The organism is Bdellovibrio sp. KM01, from assembly GCF_013752535.1.
Taxonomy (GTDB): domain Bacteria; phylum Bdellovibrionota; class Bdellovibrionia; order Bdellovibrionales; family Bdellovibrionaceae; genus Bdellovibrio.
The window spans coordinates 898,490-916,660 of sequence record NZ_CP058348.1 but is presented as its reverse complement, the minus strand read 5'-3'; the positions used below and the strand labels follow the sequence as shown (position 1 = coordinate 916,660).

At 46.1% G+C, this 18,171-nt stretch carries 18 protein-coding genes; 4 read left to right on the top strand and 14 right to left on the bottom strand.

Annotation, left to right across the window (positions count from 1 at the left end):
• Positions 1 to 25 precede the first annotated feature (25 nt).
• The 5 genes from HW988_RS04590 to HW988_RS04570 form a co-directional block, all read right to left on the bottom strand.
• Positions 26 to 619 carry a hypothetical protein gene (locus HW988_RS04590; RefSeq protein WP_181606407.1) on the bottom strand — a complete coding sequence of 198 codons (594 nt, stop codon included), beginning with the start codon at positions 617 to 619 and terminating at the stop codon, positions 26 to 28.
• Positions 619 to 3,375, bottom strand: a complete 2,757-nt coding sequence (locus HW988_RS04585) for a hypothetical protein (protein WP_181606406.1) — start codon at positions 3,373 to 3,375, stop codon at positions 619 to 621. The genes HW988_RS04590 and HW988_RS04585 overlap by 1 nt, the downstream gene beginning before the upstream one ends.
• Before the next feature lie 8 nt (positions 3,376 to 3,383).
• Positions 3,384 to 3,923, bottom strand: coding sequence for a protease (locus tag HW988_RS04580; protein ID WP_181606405.1), 540 nt, complete (start codon positions 3,921 to 3,923; stop codon positions 3,384 to 3,386).
• A 301-nt stretch (positions 3,924 to 4,224) separates the two neighbouring features.
• Positions 4,225 to 4,971 carry a monofunctional biosynthetic peptidoglycan transglycosylase gene (mtgA, locus tag HW988_RS04575; protein ID WP_220128795.1) on the bottom strand — a complete coding sequence of 249 codons (747 nt, stop codon included), beginning with the start codon at positions 4,969 to 4,971 and terminating at the stop codon, positions 4,225 to 4,227.
• A gap of 58 nt (positions 4,972 to 5,029) precedes the next feature.
• Positions 5,030 to 5,302, bottom strand: a complete 273-nt coding sequence (locus HW988_RS04570; RefSeq protein ID WP_142699237.1) for a hypothetical protein — start codon at positions 5,300 to 5,302, stop codon at positions 5,030 to 5,032.
• Positions 5,303 to 5,458: 156 nt separating this feature from the next.
• Between HW988_RS04570 and HW988_RS04565 the strand changes: the two genes are divergently transcribed.
• Positions 5,459 to 6,529, top strand: a complete 1,071-nt coding sequence (locus HW988_RS04565; RefSeq protein ID WP_181606404.1) for an NADH:flavin oxidoreductase/NADH oxidase — start codon at positions 5,459 to 5,461, stop codon at positions 6,527 to 6,529.
• Positions 6,526 to 7,011: a hypothetical protein gene (locus HW988_RS04560; protein ID WP_181606403.1), complete on the top strand. Its 486-nt coding sequence runs from the start codon at positions 6,526 to 6,528 to the stop codon at positions 7,009 to 7,011. The genes HW988_RS04565 and HW988_RS04560 overlap by 4 nt, the downstream gene beginning before the upstream one ends.
• A 78-nt stretch (positions 7,012 to 7,089) precedes the next feature.
• Here HW988_RS04560 and HW988_RS04555 read toward each other — a convergent pair whose 3' ends face one another.
• A complete protein-coding gene (locus tag HW988_RS04555) occupies positions 7,090 to 8,268 on the bottom strand; it encodes a hypothetical protein (RefSeq protein ID WP_181606402.1) in 1,179 nt (392 codons plus the stop codon).
• A gap of 302 nt (positions 8,269 to 8,570) precedes the next feature.
• Here HW988_RS04555 and HW988_RS04550 point away from each other — a divergent pair, with 302 nt between their 5' ends.
• Positions 8,571 to 9,122 carry a transposase gene (locus HW988_RS04550; protein WP_181606401.1) on the top strand — a complete coding sequence of 184 codons (552 nt, stop codon included), beginning with the start codon at positions 8,571 to 8,573 and terminating at the stop codon, positions 9,120 to 9,122.
• 62 nt (positions 9,123 to 9,184) lie between these two features.
• On the opposite strand, the gene HW988_RS04545 is transcribed toward HW988_RS04550, so the two are convergent.
• From HW988_RS04545 to HW988_RS04535, 3 genes are read right to left on the bottom strand one after another with little or no spacing between them, the layout of a single operon-like run.
• Complete coding sequence (locus tag HW988_RS04545; protein ID WP_181606400.1) at positions 9,185 to 9,355, bottom strand: hypothetical protein; 171 nt, start codon at positions 9,353 to 9,355, stop codon at positions 9,185 to 9,187.
• The gene (gene aspA / locus HW988_RS04540) at positions 9,355 to 10,773 is read right to left on the bottom strand and encodes an aspartate ammonia-lyase (protein ID WP_181606399.1); all 1,419 of its coding nucleotides are present in this window, start codon (positions 10,771 to 10,773) and stop codon (positions 9,355 to 9,357) included. Before aspA ends, HW988_RS04545 begins: the two co-directional genes overlap by 1 nt.
• Positions 10,754 to 11,833, bottom strand: a complete 1,080-nt coding sequence (locus HW988_RS04535) for an MBL fold metallo-hydrolase (protein WP_181606398.1) — start codon at positions 11,831 to 11,833, stop codon at positions 10,754 to 10,756. The genes aspA and HW988_RS04535 overlap by 20 nt, the downstream gene beginning before the upstream one ends.
• A gap of 120 nt (positions 11,834 to 11,953) precedes the next feature.
• Between HW988_RS04535 and HW988_RS04530 the strand changes: the two genes are divergently transcribed.
• Positions 11,954 to 13,534: a glycosyltransferase family 39 protein gene (locus HW988_RS04530; protein ID WP_255490200.1), complete on the top strand. Its 1,581-nt coding sequence runs from the start codon at positions 11,954 to 11,956 to the stop codon at positions 13,532 to 13,534.
• 8 nt (positions 13,535 to 13,542) lie between these two features.
• Here the strand turns inward: HW988_RS04530 and HW988_RS04525 are convergent, their stop codons facing one another.
• From HW988_RS04525 to HW988_RS04505, 5 genes are read right to left on the bottom strand one after another with little or no spacing between them, the layout of a single operon-like run.
• Positions 13,543 to 13,986 (bottom strand): hypothetical protein, encoded by a 444-nt coding sequence (locus HW988_RS04525; protein WP_181606397.1) that lies wholly within the window; start codon positions 13,984 to 13,986, stop codon positions 13,543 to 13,545.
• 55 nt (positions 13,987 to 14,041) lie between these two features.
• Positions 14,042 to 14,482 carry a carboxypeptidase regulatory-like domain-containing protein gene (locus tag HW988_RS04520; RefSeq protein WP_181606396.1) on the bottom strand — a complete coding sequence of 147 codons (441 nt, stop codon included), beginning with the start codon at positions 14,480 to 14,482 and terminating at the stop codon, positions 14,042 to 14,044.
• 60 nt (positions 14,483 to 14,542) lie between these two features.
• The gene (locus HW988_RS04515) at positions 14,543 to 15,082 is read right to left on the bottom strand and encodes an NADAR family protein (protein WP_181606395.1); all 540 of its coding nucleotides are present in this window, start codon (positions 15,080 to 15,082) and stop codon (positions 14,543 to 14,545) included.
• 45 nt (positions 15,083 to 15,127) lie between these two features.
• Positions 15,128 to 16,291, bottom strand: coding sequence for a DNA topoisomerase VI (locus HW988_RS04510; RefSeq protein ID WP_181606394.1), 1,164 nt, complete (start codon positions 16,289 to 16,291; stop codon positions 15,128 to 15,130).
• Positions 16,291 to 18,072 carry a DNA topoisomerase VI subunit B gene (locus HW988_RS04505; protein ID WP_181606393.1) on the bottom strand — a complete coding sequence of 594 codons (1,782 nt, stop codon included), beginning with the start codon at positions 18,070 to 18,072 and terminating at the stop codon, positions 16,291 to 16,293. The genes HW988_RS04510 and HW988_RS04505 overlap by 1 nt, the downstream gene beginning before the upstream one ends.
• Between the last annotated feature and the right edge of the window lie 99 nt (positions 18,073 to 18,171).

Genomic DNA, 18,171 nt, shown 5'->3' with positions numbered 1-18,171 from the left:
GAGTTGTTGTAATAAACTGAAATACTCAGTTTAAATTAAAAAATATTTCTGTTTTCAATTGCTGCTGAATTCCTGGAGTTCTCGGTGCCACTTCAAAAGCAGAGGTCTGCCCCGAACCATCAGGACATAAAATAAAATCCAAAGAAGCAGGTTGATGAACTTCATCTAAACGAACTGCCAACAACGCGGAATCCGCACGATCCCCACAGAAGTTACGCAGTTCATTTAAAAAGGGCTCCCCGCCCACCGGCGTGTAATAATTAAACACGCTGTTTAAATCCAAAAGGACATAGTCTTCTTCAGCCAAAAATTTCACCAAAGGCGAAAGCTCCGTCAGCTGAGACTTTACCGTGTACAAATGCGACAACTCCGTAAAGAGCTGGCGTAAAAGTGGCGACGATGTTCCGGCACAGTTACGGCAATAAGGCTCTCGGCGCTGACACAAAATGGGATTGTTACAGATTTGCGTGCAGTGATTTGCCGAAGACTCGTCACAGCTCACTTTCGTGGTCTTTACATATTGCCCAGTGATAGTTTGAATATATTCTGACTCGATTTTCAAAGCCCAGGCATTGACCGAACTCACCACCAACAAAAGTCCCAATACGATTGCTTTCATTAGTGCCCCCAAAAATTCTGCCCAATGGCATCACGACACTCTTTGGTGCGGCCATACAACCCACCAAAGCGCTCATATGTTGAAAACTTTTTGCCGTCGTCTGTGCAATTAAACTTCATCAGAACTTCGCCATCACAAAGTGCCGATTTAATAGAGATAGTTTTAGTGATGGAGGAACTTGTTGGCCCGGAGTTTGACGTATTCACGTCAATCACCTTTTTGCCAGTGTATTTCTCAAAGGCGTCAACTGCCTTAGCCATACAGATATTTTGGTAACAACCCACCCCTGCACCCAACTGCTCCACGCAGTGTTCAGGGATATATCCGCCATACTTTTGATAAGTCTCTGCAACCTTTTGCAGATTCACATCCGAAGACATTGGAATATTCACTTTGTCTTTTTTAGCATCCACAAAGCGCTGGATAGAGCGGAAAAAATAGATTCCCAATTTAATCGGATTGATCGGCAAGGCATTCGCCGTCGCCATCGCAGCACCCGACGTCACACCGACAAAGTTAATCGAGCAGCCACCGCAGTAAGATCGCGCCTTAGGCACCTTATTATCAACAGAACCGTTATCGCCACCAATCGCCGTTCCGTCAGCCCGTGATTTACAATAATTCAATGTGATTCCATTGAAAGCGTAAAAGTTAAAGGCCTTGGCACTGTTCGGAGCAATAGAAACCGCACACGGCGCCCCCACCAGCGGACCGAAATCTGCCAATACGGAATACTGCATTTTGGATTTCTGAATCGCGGGGTCAAATTTAACGGTCCCATTTTCAATCAACTGCTGCAGGCTGGTCACTTTAGGAGCTGTGAAGTCCACGTCAATATAGAGAGGTAAAGCATTCCAACCAAACAACACCGTGCTAGTTAAATCTGCAAAAAGACGTTTGTTCGCTCGACGAGTTTGGAACCAAGGATCATAGATTTTACAAGCCTTCAGATCCGCATAGGGATTAAAGATATCGGGAGAAGCCACAGTCGACGATACCGGTAAAAACGCATCCGCATATTTTGAAACCGCGTAAAGGTCCACCATTGCTTTTGTCAATTTGCGGGCACAGTCCATTCCCGTCTGACAAATCACATTTGAAGAATTCAGAGGCTTGGTTTTATCCCATACTAATAAAGGAGCACCAAAAGACATAGGTTGAAACTCAGTCGTCACAGTGTCTTTATCGCGGGGAATATTCAGTATCTCTTTAGCCCAACGGTTAAATCCCGCCTTATTCACGGTATAGCCGTCAACATTCCAGATATTTTGCTTTTCCAGAGTGTCACAGAAGCTAATCAAACCGATTGCCGACGCATCGAAATACTGAGCCATCTGATCCAAGGATTTCGCCGAACCTTCAAAAGCTTTCTGCATGACGGACAATTGCTTAACGCGGTCGATTCCCGTGCGCATGAAATCCAGACGTTTATCACCCGCCAAGCGAGCTTCGGTACACATATAATAAAGTTCATCACGATGAGCCGCTGTATAGTTCCCAGCAAAGGCCATTGGTTTTACGAATTCATTTAATTCCTCTGCCGTCATCGCTCCGGAAATAACATTCAGGAATTGTATGGCACTTTGCAGACGATTTTTCATCGAGCCACGATTTTGCACGAAATTTTTACGGAAGTTTTCCACCCAGTCCGACGCTTCCTCGTAACCGCGAGTTCCCAGAAAATCATCGTTCACAGATCGGGCTCCGTTGTTAACGGTCCCCTTATCCGGACCGTCTGGATTTTCTTTAAATGAATCGGTGGGATTTTGTCCTGGCTTCGCCAGTTCCCGAATAGAGTTCAACGACAAAGTTTCCGCATCACAAGCAGGCTTTTCAATGCTCTTACACCCGTTTGGAACCAACATAATGGACTCTTCGAGCGCGATAGATTTAAAAAGCTCGCCCATATGTGGGCTGACTTGCGCTGGAAGATTTGAATATCTCCAGGCAAAGGAAAGATAGATTTTCAAACTGTTCCAAAAATCAAAACCATAGGAATTAAAGTCGCCCGCGCCATCCAATTTTAGATTCAACTGAATCATGGCATTGCGCGAATCCAGAGTCGCATCCCGGTCTTCGCAAGCCGTGATGTTTTTATCCGATTTTAAATAGGATTGAGCCATATCCTGCAAAGAGGCTGCATCCAATTCCGTGGTGTGCAGATTCCCCTGAAGCCCAGAGAATTTTTTAATATAGTAGCAACCAATTCTGTCGGCTTTCTTAGCTTTCAAAAACTGCGAGGCACTAAAGTTATCAATACTTGCCCAAGGAACTCCTGCTCCCTCGGAATTATCCCAAATTTTTGCAAGGTAAGTATTCAACTCAGGACAGTACGTTTTCTTTTCGCACTTGGCTGCCAGCGCATTGTATTTGGCTAGCTTGGAAGTTTTCAGATTCAGCGGAAGCATGGGTAAAGCACCCGTGAAAAGTTTGTTTGCAATTGTCTTTGTTAGCAAAGATACGGCAACACGGAAATCCTGCATCCCTTCAGTGCTCATTTGAGCGACATCGCCTCCGATATTCTTGGCCAGGGAGTAGGAAAGCTTCCCGGCATTATAGCCGTCGACCACGATGAATGCCGTATCGGTCGGAAACTCGGAATCCACCGCGCATTGGGCTCTGTTCGCGATTCTTAGATTATTTAACTGAAGATTCGGCACCGATGTCGTCGCAGCCGCCGCTTGCGCCTGAACACCATAGGTGCTCAGGACAGACATCAATACAACCAATGCACGAATAGATCCGCTGATGCTCATAAAAGCTCCTAATTAACCACGCCACCCATGCCGCACGCGCTGACCTTGTTCAACATTGTCGTGTAAAACAAAATCACCGTTTGATCAGCAGGAGAGAAGTTTCTCTTCACAGAACCGTCTGAATTGACCATGTTGTAAAGGTAAGTATTCACAAAGCGATAAACTGCGGGTGTCACCAACAAGTTGGAATGACATTTGAAATTTCTGTAAGTCACGGTCACACTGGCATAGGCATCGTTATTGCCGTTGTTATTGTTTCCGCCGATATAAATCGTATCGCCGTTACCGTTGTTATTGTTGTTACCGTATCCGACTTGAAACTGAACCGTCCAACCAGATCCTTGATTATCCTGGCCTACGACCTTGCACAAATTCCCAGAACAAGCGATGGCCATCTCGTTCTCGATCTTCTTCTGAATATCCGCTTCACTGTATCCCGGTCTTGCCGGAGCATCGAACTCCCCCGATCCTTCATCGAACTCATTTGCATGAGAGGCGTAGCTTAGAAATAGCGATGCCAACACGATTAGTACGCGTTTAGTATTCATATTCTCTTCTCCAAATAGTCTGCGCACCCTCAGGCGTAAGTGCCAACGTTCGAGTAAGCCCAAGAATGCAGTTGTGTGTTGGAATAAATTCGTATCCCTGAGCTGATGGAATTGGATATGAATATTTTTGTAATGAACACTCGCCGAACACGTTCCGTTTGCTCCCTGAGGTCAATCATGAGAACAGATTTTTAGCATTTTCATTCGGAAAAATCGGAGTAAACAAAAATATATGTGAAGAAAAAATCGCAGAGATTAAGTATCAGAAATGAATTTACGCAACGGGTGAATTACCGAAGTGTTAGTCTTGAGCTTCGTCGGATTCAAACTTTAAATCCAGAAAATCCAAAAAGGACGCGCGCTCTTCGCGAGGAAAAGGTGGACTCACGCGATACAGAATGCGTTGCTGACGACGAACAACATAATTGGAGGGACGATCAATGCGAAAACGACGTGGATTCGGCAAAACAGCAGCGATCAAACTTGCCTGAGTTGCAGAAATATTTTTGGCACTTCTTTTAAAGTACTTTTGCGAAGCTGCTTCAACACCATAAACGCCGGGACCCATCTCGATCACATTAAGATAAACTTCCATGATGCGCTCTTTGGGCCAGGTGAACTCGATGAGCACCGTGAAGTAAGCTTCCAGTCCTTTACGAAACCAATCACGGGTCGGCCACAGAAAAACATTTTTTGCCGTTTGCTGTGAGATTGTGCTCGCACCGCGACTGCGTTTGTGGGTCTTGTTATATTTCATGGCTTTTTCGATCGCATCAAAATCAAAACCATTGTGATCAAAGAAGCGATAGTCTTCGGCTTTCAACACAGCTTTTTGCATGGCTGGTGAAATTTGCTCCAAAGGGACCCAGTCATGATTGATGCCGACGAATTTATCTGAAAATACGGATTGAACGGAACGGATCACCATCAAAGGTGTCACATAAACAGGAACGAAACGATACAAAAGAACCAAACCAATACTGGTTACAGCGAAAAGCAGAGCAGCTTTAAAAAGAACTTTTCTAAGTTTAAACAAGACTGCTTTCAAAACGTTCACTCTTCAAAGTTCAAAGCCCTCCCGGCGGAGGACTTTGAGTTAGTAAATACTAAAGTGGTGGCGGTTCAACTACACCCACTGCATCGCCTGCTGCTGGTGCCGGTGCTGAAGGAGCCTGAGCTGACATATCAGCAGATTCAGACTTTTTCTTCTTTGCCTTCTTAGCGTGTTTGCCACCTTTTTTCTTTTTAGAAACTTGTGAGTGGCTTGTTTTAGCTTTTTTGCCGCTTTTCTTTTTCGCTTCAGCAGCGAATGGCATTGAAAGTGTTAAAACCATCAAAGCAGCAGCTAAAACTGTAAATACATTCTTCCCTAATTTCATTCTTCCTCCAGAGCCCATTGTGGGGTAACAATTGTTAATGTTAGCACTGAAAAAAGACTGTCGCCAAGTCCAATAGCGTTTAGGTGACACGTTTCGTTTTGCCAAGTCTATTGTCTGATTTTGGAAAAAAAGGGATGCTGCAAACCGAGGTAAGAAATGAATCAGTCTCGACTCTTTAGCCCGCTTAAACTTCGTTCAATTGAACTTAAAAATCGCATCGCGGTTTCTCCCATGTGCATGTATTCAGCCGTAAACGGCGTGCCCAATGACTGGCATATGGTTCACCTGGGTTCTCGTGCCGTCGGTGGAGCGGGTCTGGTTATCGTAGAAGCAACGGGGGTTCGTCCAGACGGTCGCATTTCTCCAGGCTGTCTAGGCCTTTGGAACGAGGAGCAGCTGGAAAAGTTTAAACCCATTGCTCAGTTTATGAAAAACCAAGGCACTGTGGCGGGAATACAACTAGCCCACGCCGGTCGTAAATCTTCCACCGATCTTGCCTGGAAAGGCGGCAAACCTCTGACTCCAGAACAAGGGGCATGGACCACCATGGGCCCCAGCGCCCTCCCGTTCGCCGAAGGTTGGCACACTCCCCATGCCTTGACCATCCCAGAAATTAAGCAATTGATTCAAGACTTCGTGCACTCGGCAGACTTGGCTTTGCAGGCCGGATTTCAATTAATCGAACTGCACATGGCCCATGGTTATTTGATGCACGAGTTTTTATCTCCCCTATCCAATCACCGCACTGACGATTACGGTGGCAGTTTGGAAAATCGCATGCGCTTTCCTTTGGAAGTCGCGGCAGCGGTTCGTAAATTATGGCCGGCAGAACTTCCTTTATTTGTCAGAATTTCTGCCACAGACTGGGTGGAAAATGGTTGGGATCTTGAACAAAGCATTGCCTTTGCGAAGGAACTTAAAAAACAGGGCGTGGATCTGATCGACTGCTCGACCGGTGGCAGTGTTCCGAAAGCCCAAATTCCTGTGGGTCCCGGTTACCAGGTTCCCTTTGCAGAGGGCGTCCGCAATGGAGCCAACATCGCCACAGGGGCCGTGGGAATGATTACAGATCCTCACAATGCCGAAGAAATTCTGCAATCCGGGAAGGCTGACTTAATTTTAATGGCCCGGGAGATGCTCCGTGACCCTTATTGGCCGTTACACGCTGCCAAAAAGCTGGGCGTCGATGTGACATGGCCCGTGCAATACGGTAGAGTGAACGCATGACCAAATCATCACATCACTCCCATGCCATGTTAGTTCGCCAAGCTCTTTGGGCTTTGCAAAAAGAAGTTTTGAATTCGTTGAAAGAGCAATTCGACAGCGAAGTGGGTTATGAGGCGCAACCCAATGAATGGTTCAATGTTCTGCTAACGGCTGAACGTTATAAATGGTTGCGCGAATTGACATCCTTGATGGCTGACATCGACATCATGACAGAGCTCGAGATGATTTCTGAAGAGCACGGCGAAACTGCGCGCGCTGAAATTGAACGCCTGTTGTTTGAAGAAAATCCAGAACCAGACAGTTTCACGAAACAGTACCGCAATCTTTTGTTGTCTGGCGTAAGCTTGATGCCACTGCATTCACAATTGAAAGCCTCTTTGCAGAATCTGCCAAAATCAGAAAAAGCAAAAGAGCATCACCACACACAAAGAAAAACGTGGCACGAAGAGCATCGTTCTCAGGCTCGTAAGAAGCGGAACTAGTTCCCTAACCTCTTTCAGTGACAGCTAAAAGACAAGTGCCCTCGTACCTCAGATCACGTTAACCTGAAGTTCAAGGGCCTAGGATGGGCCTTTATTTTTTGCCCCATTCGGACAGCTGATTTTCTTCAGCACCGGTTTTTTGAAATCCAATTCAAAACAATTTTCCACCACTCGAGCAGCGGAACAGATTCCTGTCGTGGACAGCACCTGAACTTTTTTACGCTCGGGTTTACCGATGAAAGAAAACGAAACATTGGGAGTTTTCGGCTCAAGCGCGAGCTCTTTACCCTTTTCCGCATCGAACAACAGAAAGCCTCGACCACAGTCCTCTTCCTGATTCTGAAGCGCGTATCTATTATCCAACCATGAAAGCTCTCCGCGACTGGTGGTGGCGTTTGCCCATTTTGAACCCGGAGCCAATGAACGCACCTGATTATACAGTTGCACGGTCTTTTCATCAGGGGACCATTTTAATCTACTAAAAGCGCGCTCGAAATGAGGAATACCAGCAACGGTGTCAGGTGACTGCAGACTTGCAGTGTGGCCCTCACGTTTGAACGAATACGTGTACAGAATATGAAACTCATTTCCGCTGGTGATTTTCTTTTCGGCCTTTACGACAACTTCGACGGCACCTGATGGTGACTTAAAAGTTTTCTCGGAAGGCACGTCGCTCCAACTTGCACAACGAACGGAACGCAGAAAATCATAGTAATGCTGGGGTGGCACACCAGAAGACTTGATGTCGGCCCGCTTGGTTTTATCCGGTTTTGGGTAGTAATCAAAAGTGACAGTCAACATATGCCCGTTGCAAAAACCGCGCGCCTTCCAGGTAAAATTGGAACCATTGGTCTCAAAATTAGGATGAGCATCCGGCAGAGCCTGCAAAAATACGTCAAAAACCAAATGCCCCTGCAGTCGCTCCAGGTGAAAAATCTCGTAATCATACTTTTTTCGATCATCGAGATATTCTTTGGTAGAGCTGGTGGATAGCGAACCGCCATAGACAATTTCCACGACTCCCGGTGGATTTACTTTTGCATTGAGATTTAAAATAGGACTGCCATCTTTTTCAACGTCATCGCAATCGACACAGGAAAGGTCCCCGAATTGCTCGTCGGAATAATCAAAGGAAAATCCCAAACCACCATTGTATGTTTTAACTTTTTTGGCACGGGCATCAATATCCCCAGAAAAAGAATTCGCACCAAGTGAAATAATAAAAACAACCAACGAGATCCGCAGCAGAAAAGTCATTAAACTATATTATGTTTTTATTGCAATTCTGACAATTTCAAAAATTCTTTTCTGCTCCGATATTCCGACAGAAAATCAAACGAACCACGACGCCAATGAACAAATGTTTGAAGTCACTCTCTCTGGGTATCGGTCACGCTAAAACATCCGCGTGACCTCTGCCTCCAATCCGAGGCCCGGCAGAACTCACCCTGCGATTCGCCCAAAACCGGTGTAAGCTGCGAACGTGTTTTGCTGTGTACGTGCTCCACTCCCCATTTGGGGGTACCGGTCACTCCACTTCAAGTTCGAAAGCAGTATGTATGAAGCAACAAACATTTCTCCCTCTCAAAACTCATTGGAAACATCGCCATTGTCACGGTGGTACCCTTCGAAAATCGTCCAAGGGTCGCTGTGCTCGTCCCTTGTCGACAAAGGATCCAATACACCTGGTGTTCAAAGTAAATAAATCCGCCGTAAAAAAGGGGCTTCGACATCCGAGGAATTTTTCACTGCTTACACGGGTGTTGAAAAAATATGCGTTCAAATTTTACGTGAAGGTTGAGCAATTTTCAGTGCAGCATGACCACATTCATGTGCTTGTGCGCGGCGGACAGCGGTCACAGCTGCAGAGTTTTTTACGGGTATTGGCCGGGCAATTTGCGCAAAGGTTGACCGATACCTTCGATACGAAGAACGAAGGGCCGAAGGTTTGGAAGTATCGGCCTTTTAGTCGCGTGGTGAAGGGGTACAAGCCTTACCGGATCGTACGGGATTATATTCAGCTGAATGAGTGCGAGGCGAATGGCAGACCTTATTCGAAAACTCGATTGCGCGGACTTAGCCAGGAGCAATTGGTTGAGTTATGGGCGTGATTTAAAATCTCGCGCGTGACCGATAACCCCACATTGGTGGGGCCTCAGCACGTAGATCGCACCTAATTCGATGTAAGAGTCACGATCGTCGTCGCGTGGAAAAACGAACAGGATAAAGCCGACGATGGAGCCTCTACACCACGACCACACAAGCCCAGCGTTTCGGGTTTGTGAACTTTCGCGATGTGCGGCTCATCACCGTGAGCCGCGCGGCGAATTTCGAAATTAACCATTAATGCTTTTTGCCCATGTACTTCGGATTTAGCAAATTCTCGGTCGAGAAGATTTCGTCCAATTGGGCTTGCGTGACAACACCGCGCTCAAGTGCAACCTCGGCCACGTTTTTACCGGTTTGCGCGCAGATTTTCCCGATCAGGTCACCTTCGGCGTGACCGATGATTGGATCCAAGTATGTTACGATACCGATGGAGTTCATCACGTTTTCTCGGCAGCGATCTGCATTCGCAGTGATGCCGTCGACACATTTGTTTTTCAAAGTGTAACAAGCTTGCGTCAGCAACTGGATCGACTCAAACATGCTGGAAGCGATCACTGGCTCCATTACGTTTAATTGCAATTGTCCCGCCTCGGCTGCCAAGGTCACGGTCAAATCATTGCCGATCACTTTGAACGCCACTTGGTTCACAACTTCAGGAATCACTGGATTTACCTTTGCCGGCATGATCGAGGATCCCGCTTGTAACTCTGGCAAATTGATTTCTTTCAAGCCCGCACGCGGACCCGAGCTTAGCAAACGCAAGTCATTACAGATTTTAGAAAGTTTCACAGCTGTGCGCTTCAACGCTGCCGAAATGATAACGTAAGCACCGCAATCACTGGTCGCTTCAATCAAGTCTTCAGAAATAATGAACGGATAACCCGTCACCTCTGCCAACTTTTTGACTGCCAATGCCGAGTAACCTTCAGGAGCATTGACACCAGTACCGATAGCCGTGGCACCCAAGTTTACTTCCAGGATAAATTTCTGAACTGTCTTAAGCAAACGGCTGTCTTCCTTAAGCAAAGTCGCAAAGGCATTGAACTCTTGTCCCAAAGACATGGGAACCGCGTCTTGCAATTGAGTACGACCCATTTTCAAAACTTTTGAGAACTCTTTGCCTTTTTTATCAAAGGCCTCTGCCAAGACATCGACCGCTTTCACAGCGACACTGATGTGCTCGTACAAAGCCACGCGGAACGCCGTTGGATAAGCGTCATTCGTCGATTGGCATTTGTTCACGTGATCATTCGGGTGAATTGTTTTGTAATCACCCTTAGGCAAACCACGAAGTTCCAGCGCCACATTGGCGATCACTTCATTAGCATTCATGTTCACGGAAGTCCCCGCTCCACCCTGGAAAACATCCGAAGGAAATTGCGGGCCCCATTTAACCGGGTCTTTCAAAATAACATCACAAGCTTCAACAATAGTTTTTGAAACGTCTTTGGGAATAGTGCCAAGCTCTCCGTTCGCCATCGCCGTTGCTTTTTTAACCAAAGCCAAAGCGCGCACGAAAAGTTCATCCTGACCAATTTTCAATCCAGAGATTTCAAAATTTTCCATCGCGCGCAAAGTATGAATGCCATAGTATGCATTCGCAGGAACTTGCTTTTCGCCCAAAAGATCATGTTCAATTCTGTACTGACTCATTTTTAAATCCCCTGTTTACAACGGCGTCTTCAAAGTGGAAGGTTTCGCCACGTTTCATCACCGGAAAAACTGAAAAAGGAAGTTTTGCTTTCTGCAAAGATTCCCGCAATTTTTCCGGAGGTTCAGTCATCAACTCGTCACTGAGTTTAAAAGTACCCCAGTGAACCGGCAGCGACACCTTAGCATGTAAATCCCGATGAATCTGTACCGCTTCATCGGTGTCGACGTGCAGCTGCTTCATGAACCAGCGAGGAGAATAGGCACCAATTGGAATAAGAGCAACATCCACCGCACCTAGGCGCTGATAGATGTCCTGAAAATCTTTAGAATAGCCCGTATCTCCGGTATAGAGGACCTGACGCGAGGGCCCCGTGATCATCCATCCTCCCCACAGGGTCTCGTTACGCTCAAAAAGCGAGCGTGCAGACCAATGCTGCGCCGGAGTGAAGGTCACCTTCAGTTTCCCCACCTGGAAACTCTCCCACCAATCCATCTCCTGTACATTACGAATGCCTTCGCTTTCCAGCAAAGCTTTATCTCCCAGGGGAACCAGGAAACGCGTGCGCCCCCCGTTCAAATCGAAAATCGCTTTTAGAGAATTTAAATCCAGATGATCGTAATGACCGTGGGAAACAACGACAACATCGATCGCCGGGAGCTCATTGACGGACAAGGGCAAACTCCCATAGCGCTTCGGACCGGCAAAAGACACCGGAGAAGCTCTCTCCGAAAAAACCGGATCCGTCAGGACATTCATGCCATCCATTTGTATGAGCACCGAAGAATGCCCCAACCATGTGAGTGTCAATCCCCGAGGATTTTTCAAAGCCTCAAGATGGACCGGTACCATCGGGGCTCCGGCGGGGTCTTCCTCTGGGAAGTCCGTGGTCAATCGCTGCCAATACCACTTCATCACGCTTGGCTTCGGCGAGTTGTCATAATTATTTAAAAATCCCGTCTTCCCATGGTGGGGAAGATTTGGATCGTAGTACTTAAAAGTTCCTGCGCAGCCCACAAGGAACCCCAGGTTAAGAAGCCATAAAAACGTTCTGATTCTCATGCCATGAAGATAGCACTTTACACGCAGCTTCATCGAGGGGAATTATTGCCATGACCCACGCCGAAGGGCTACGACAGATGTTTAACAAAATGACTTCCGTAAAACCTGGAGAATAACTCTGTGATTGCTGAATATTGGAAGCAAAGATCCACTCAACAAAAAGTTCTTATCCTTTTCATTCTGACTCTGTTTTTCAGGGCCTTCTTTAGTCTAAGCATTGGCTTGATTGATGATGAGGCTTACCACTGGTCTTGGGCTAAAGATTTGCAGCTATCCTATTTCGATCATCCTGGAATGATTGCGTGGCTAGAGGCGATCACGACTTCGTTGTTTGGCGATAATCAACTGGGCGTGCGATTGCCAGGCTTCTTGTGCTTTACTGCGACCATTGTTCTTTTGTACAAACTCACTCGCGATCTTTTCGATGACTGGGCTGCGATCTTTGTCGGCTTTGTGATGCTATGGTCCCCGTTCTGGGGCTTTGGTGGATATGTGGCTTCTCCGGAACCTCCCTTCGCTTTAGCGTTCGTTGCTGCCGCTTATGTATTCTGGCAAGGCGTGCGCGAGGATGATCAACGTTGGTCCACGAAAAAAACTTGGCTGTGGCTGGGTGTGATCATGGGCTTGGGATTAAATTCCAAATTCATCATCGCTTTGATTGCTCCAGGTTTTGGTTTGTATTTGCTGATGACACCAAATCGCCGCAAAGACCTGCTTTCTCCATGGCCGTGGGTGGGCTTTTTAATTGCGACTGTTCTGTGCACACCGATTTTCTGGTGGAACCATCTTCATGACTGGCCGGGTTTCCGTTATCAATTCCACGATCGTCACAGCGGAGACACATTCAAAGTCAGTCGCTGGGGTGGCTGGTTTGCAGCCCAACTTTTGTTCTGCACGCCATTCTTGTATGTGCTGATCGTGATGGCCTTTATCAATTCCATCATAAAACGCGCGGAAGCTCGCTGGAGATTCCTATTCTGCATGACAGTGCCGTCGATCGCAGTGTTTTATCCACAACCGTTCTTTGCTGACTACAAACCGCACTGGCCAGGGGCCGCTTACACTTTACTTTTGATGGGCGCTGGTTTTATCTGGTCACAAGGCCTTATGTGGGGGCAGAAACAGATCATAAAGACTCGCAGCAAAGTATTCACATACGGAATCTTGGCGTTCTTTATTCCACTGGCTCTGATCGCTTACACGCCGTTTGCGTATCCGTGGGTTCCGAAAGCATTTCATTTCTTTGCCCCAAAAGCGGAATGGCAAACCACTTATGATTTCTCAAATGAGTTTACTGGTTGGGAAGATCTGGGTCGCTTCATAAAACGTCGTCAACGCGAGATTCATGCAGAGTCAGGACATCGTCCATTCCTAGCGGCACTCCGTTACGAGACGACTGCGCAGACAACTTGGGGCTCGAAGGAAAAGATCTACATGTTGAATTCCACAGTCAGCAATTACACCGTGATGCAGCCTGTGGAAGAAATGAAAAACATGGAAGGCCAAGACGCGATTGTCGTCACTACTGAAAAATACGACCGTGATCCGTTGGAGTATGCAAAATTCGACAGCTGTAACCGCGATAAGCTGATGACCTTCCGTCATGGCATTCACGCGCGCACATTCTATGTCTACTTGTGCAAAAACTTCCAGGGCATCATCTATGGGCCCGGAGAACTTCCGCCCTCAGCGCGCCGCTAAGGCCGGTTTTAACGAATTACAGTTTGAACGGGAACCGTGAGGTTTTTAAGCTCGATCCCGTTCAAATGAACTGGCAACTCGCCTTTGAATCTGCGATCAATGACTTTGATCAGATAGAAACCTTTAGGAATATTTCCCGAAAGCTGAAAAGAACCGTCGGAGGCCGCACGCCCGCGGGCATAAATCGTGGCGTCGCGATCAATCAGGTGAACAACAACACCATTCATGTATTTTTGACTCACGCCACGCACGCGCAGAACTCCATTGAGAACAACCTGCTCCGTGATGCCGTTGACGCCAGAAGAACGCACCAGTTTATCGTCTCCACCTTGTTGGGAAACTTCAAAATGATCGGTCGCAAGGTCCTGAGGCTTTTGCTCGTCTTCGTGAGCACAAGATCCCAAGATCATCGCAACTGTGAGGCTTACAAATAAATAAACGCAGTTCTTCATAGGTCTATCTTAGGGTACGGACGCGCTTTTGGTAGCAATAGCGCGTCACAGTTAGTTATTTAACGGGCGTTGCTTGAATCGTGATCTCTTGTTCGTACCGATTCACATACACGCGAGTGGCACCTTTGAATTTCTTGGAAGTGATTTCAACAATGTAGTGACCGTTAAAGAAAATACCCGAAAGAACAAACGCACCTTTGATGTCTGACGTCGCATTGGCAATCGTCACACCGTCATCATCCAGCAATCTTACAGAAATAAATTTAACGGGAGTCGCTGTGACACCTTCGCCTTGAAGGATCACACCGTGGATGCGCGTCACTTTGTTTTTAGTTCCAGTGACGGGAATGCCACCCAATTGTGAGTCTTCGCGGGCGTTGTAGGTTTGGCCGTTCAAAACCTCCAGTGGATTTTTCAATTCCTGCTTTTCCTGGTTCGAAGCACAGGCGCTCAATATCAAAGACAATCCCAGCAAAAAGTAAATTTTAAGTTTCATTTTCCCTCCGTCTAACATTTTAGGCCAAGGGAACACTTTGGGTAGTGATGCTGCATCACTCTACTGAATTTTTAAATCCTGACGAATGCGCTCGAGTAAAAGACCCAGTTTGTTCTTACCTGTACGATCGCCACAGTCTCCCCAATAACAATCATTCTTGGTGTGCTCAAAAAGACGAGCCTTCCCAGTGGAAAGCAAAAGAACTTTCAATTCTTCATGACGAGTGAATTTATCCAGAACCGCTTTTTCCATAAACCCGTCTTTGCGCAGGTCCCAATCGGCCCTCTTAGGAATAGTTCCATCGCGACCACGTTTAGCAGCCTCCATGGGAGTATCAGCCTCTTGCACCCACTTGATCAATTCCGGTTGGTCATACTTGTGTGCCTGATAGTAATGCTCGGAAGTCTTCCACCACTCCCCATCCACAAAAACCGGATACGCCGCAAAATTAGAAAACTCTCCGTAAGGATCCTTGGTTGAATAAAAATCTAAAATTTCGCCCTCATAAGGGACCGGTGGAGTCTTGGCAAAATCTTGAGACTGGTGAGCACACGCAATCTGCGAACTGAGCAACACAGAAGCAACAAAAACACGAAACATCTTTCTTCTCCTAAAAAAAAGGCAACCCGGAGGTTGCCTTTGATATTAAACGTAAGAACCGCGTTTAATTTTTTCCAAGATCAGTTTTTCTGTCTTGATTGGATCTTTTGGATCCACCGAGAAGAATGATTGTTGCTCGCAACGAATCTTTTCTTTGATCAACCAGCGCAGGATATCTGCCAAGTTTTTGTTCTTTTTATCCAGGAAGAAAGGATCGTTTTCCAAAGCGTCTTTCGCTTTTTTCAAAGCGCGGGCTTCAGCAGGATCGGATTCTTTCACTTTGTAGTGAGGAAGATCATACTTCTTAACGTCTTCTGGCAGTACACCCAGGAATTTAACATTCGGTGCAGAGAAGTGAGAGTTACGGATCAAAGATGCCGCAGAACCCGCTTTCAATGTACGGAAGATGTTTTGCATTGTGTACGCATCGAGATCTCCGAAGAAGTACATCGGAACATCAAGTTCGTCTTGAATCAATTTTGACCAACCACGTACACCATTCGATGGAACCCCTTGAGCACCCATCACGATACAGTTATTACGTTTCGTGAAACCCATTGAAACCAGCGTATTCGCCGTACCTTCAGATTCAACGATCAGGCAGAAGTCGATTTTCTTTTTCGCCTTCAACTTCAAAGCTTGTGGTTTATTTTTCGGTTGGAATGGAGACGTACCCAAAGTCGAAAGATCGACAACGGCTTTATCCCCATCATTCAAAGTTTCAGTCACAACCAATTGTTGAGAATAAGTTTGTCCACCGCGATCATTGGCGAAACAATTCAATTCCTCACGGTACACTTCAAGCATGTCACCGATAAAGTCGATGATAGAATCTGATTCAGATTGATCATCGAAATCCAACGGTTTCAAACGAGAGTTCCCTTTGATCAAGCCTTTGCACATGTAATAAAGCTCACGCTTTGTATTTACAGAGCCAATTTCCAAGTTGCCCAATAGAATTTCCAAAACGAAGACCACACGAGCCAGTTTTTGTACCGACGAAACGTTCAGTTCCGTACGAACAACTTTATCACCCGGAGTTAAGTAACCCACTTTGGAATTATACAAAGAGTTGTCCAATGAAGTCTTAACAGCTTCCAAAACTGGACGTTTTGAAGACTCAAGATCCTTCAACATCTTGTCTGCCAAGATGCGGGCTTCTTTAGGAATATCAATTTTCAGTTCGCGAACGCTAAGTAATTTTGCCATTACGCTTTTTTCCCAGTCGTTTTCTTAGTCGTAGCTACGGCTTTTTGAGTGCCAACGGCCTTTTTAGTCGTAGTTTTTTTAGTTCCTTGAGCTGCCTCTTCATGGATGTCGTCAGCTGAAATCACATCGATTTCCTCTTCATCGCCATGATCAATCCCTTTTTTCTTTTCGCGCTGTTTTTGTGCCAAAAGCTTGGATTCTGCTGCTTCCAGGTCTGCAATTGCCTCTTCAGAATCACGGCCCAAAAGTTTTTTCAAACCTTCTTCAGCTTTTTTCTTACGAGACTCTGGTGCATTGATAATTCTCGCCAAACCTTCTACAAGGATCGGACCGAATTGTTCGATATGAGCCAATTTTCTTTCAAGGTCTGCTTCTTTCACTTCTTTTTTGATGTGACGAGAAAGTTTTTGACCTGCCTGGATCAGTGCCAAGCGAATCTCTGCCACCAACTCTTCAGATGCATCGATAGTTTCTTTCGAGGCATTCTTAAACTTGATGAACGGAGAAACGATAGAAATCGCGAAAATATAAGGACCTAGTGGCAAAGAGTCTTTAGGTTGAGCCAAACCATACGTTTTCCAGTTCACAGATTCGATCGCCCACGTGATCGCACATCCAGATTTATCGAACTGAAGTGGTACACGGTTGGCGAAACGAAGAAGTGTTACCGGAGAATCGTTTTGCTGATTGCGGTCTTTGAAACGCGCTAGCGCTACTTCGACAACCACTGGTTTAAAGTCACAAATAGTCGGTTTGCGAGTCACAACAGCAAAGAAGTCGATCTCACCCAAACGAGTGATAGATTTAGAAAGGGCTTCTTCACCAACAGTCAAAACTGACTTCGTTGAAGGGGCCATCAAATCTGTATTTTGAACCGCTTGGAAGACCTTTTTGAAGTCTTCTTCAGACAATGCCGTCAAAGGCTTTTCAAGAAGGTTTTTTGGAAGACCTTTTTTCACGAAATCAGAGATAGATTGATCTGAAATACGAGAGAAACCAGTCTTCAAGAACTTAGACAAAGTCGTTTTACCGAATAGTGTAGAATGAGTGATAAATTCACCCAATTTAAACGTGTGCGGATGAGGCAAGGAAGCCTCGGGAACTTTAGGAACTTCGGTACTTACACGAGTGACAGTAACAAAGTCGCCTTCGTTCAATTTGTACGTGATTGTCATATGAGGATTCACCAAAATAGTACCCTCAATGTAAGTCAAAATACCACCGTCACCGTTCAATTGAATACGTCCATCCAGGATGAATTCAACACGAGTTCCATGATCGCGATCCCAATCCGTCGTTTCCTTGTTTTTCACAAGGCCCGTGTTGGATTTGATGTCCACGTCCACCTGAGCAGACACGGCTTTACGCATTTTTTTAGTCTTAGAAGTAACGCTCACACCACGTGCATTGGTCATCTGAGCCCATGTTGTGGCTGCAGAGATACCGATACCTTGTTGTCCACGTGAACATTGACCGCGACCGAACTTTGAAGAGGCAAGATATTCCCCGTAAACCTTCGCCAAATCTTCGGCTTCGATTCCGGGACCGTTGTCTTCGACAACGATGCGAATTAAATCAGTATTTTTAGTTGAACCAGATCCAACTTTAGAAATCTCTACTAACAAATCAGGTAAAATGCCGGAAGATTCACAAGCATCCAACGAGTTGTCTACGGCTTCTTTCAAAGTCGTCAAAACGGCTTTTAAAGGAGACGAGAACCCGACTTGCTGGAGGTTTTTAGCAAAATATTCAGCTGTACTACTTTTGGTAATTTTGCTCACAGTCGCTTAGTCCTTATAACGATGTTAACGAATTTTAATGCAATGACTTTGATAGCTTAGTCTCAACGCGGGTGGACAAATCAAGACCAAAGGCTCAAC

Excerpts from the sequence above, each read along its gene's own strand:
- HW988_RS04590 (WP_181606407.1), bottom strand. The coding sequence starts at position 619 with ATGAAAGCAATCGTATTGGGACTTTTGTTGGTGGTGAGTTCGGTCAAT.
- HW988_RS04585 (WP_181606406.1), bottom strand. The coding sequence starts at position 3,375 with ATGAGCATCAGCGGATCTATTCGTGCATTGGTTGTATTGATGTCTGTC.
- HW988_RS04580 (WP_181606405.1), bottom strand. The coding sequence starts at position 3,923 with ATGAATACTAAACGCGTACTAATCGTGTTGGCATCGCTATTTCTAAGC.
- HW988_RS04570 (WP_142699237.1), bottom strand. The coding sequence starts at position 5,302 with ATGAAATTAGGGAAGAATGTATTTACAGTTTTAGCTGCTGCTTTGATG.
- HW988_RS04565 (WP_181606404.1), top strand. The coding sequence starts at position 5,459 with ATGAATCAGTCTCGACTCTTTAGCCCGCTTAAACTTCGTTCAATTGAA.
- HW988_RS04560 (WP_181606403.1), top strand. The coding sequence starts at position 6,526 with ATGACCAAATCATCACATCACTCCCATGCCATGTTAGTTCGCCAAGCT.
- HW988_RS04555 (WP_181606402.1), bottom strand. The coding sequence starts at position 8,268 with ATGACTTTTCTGCTGCGGATCTCGTTGGTTGTTTTTATTATTTCACTT.
- HW988_RS04550 (WP_181606401.1), top strand. The coding sequence starts at position 8,571 with ATGAAGCAACAAACATTTCTCCCTCTCAAAACTCATTGGAAACATCGC.
- HW988_RS04545 (WP_181606400.1), bottom strand. The coding sequence starts at position 9,355 with ATGGTTAATTTCGAAATTCGCCGCGCGGCTCACGGTGATGAGCCGCAC.
- aspA (WP_181606399.1), bottom strand. The coding sequence starts at position 10,773 with ATGAGTCAGTACAGAATTGAACATGATCTTTTGGGCGAAAAGCAAGTT.
- HW988_RS04535 (WP_181606398.1), bottom strand. The coding sequence starts at position 11,833 with ATGAGAATCAGAACGTTTTTATGGCTTCTTAACCTGGGGTTCCTTGTG.
- HW988_RS04525 (WP_181606397.1), bottom strand. The coding sequence starts at position 13,986 with ATGAAGAACTGCGTTTATTTATTTGTAAGCCTCACAGTTGCGATGATC.
- HW988_RS04520 (WP_181606396.1), bottom strand. The coding sequence starts at position 14,482 with ATGAAACTTAAAATTTACTTTTTGCTGGGATTGTCTTTGATATTGAGC.
- HW988_RS04515 (WP_181606395.1), bottom strand. The coding sequence starts at position 15,082 with ATGTTTCGTGTTTTTGTTGCTTCTGTGTTGCTCAGTTCGCAGATTGCG.
- HW988_RS04510 (WP_181606394.1), bottom strand. The coding sequence starts at position 16,291 with ATGGCAAAATTACTTAGCGTTCGCGAACTGAAAATTGATATTCCTAAA.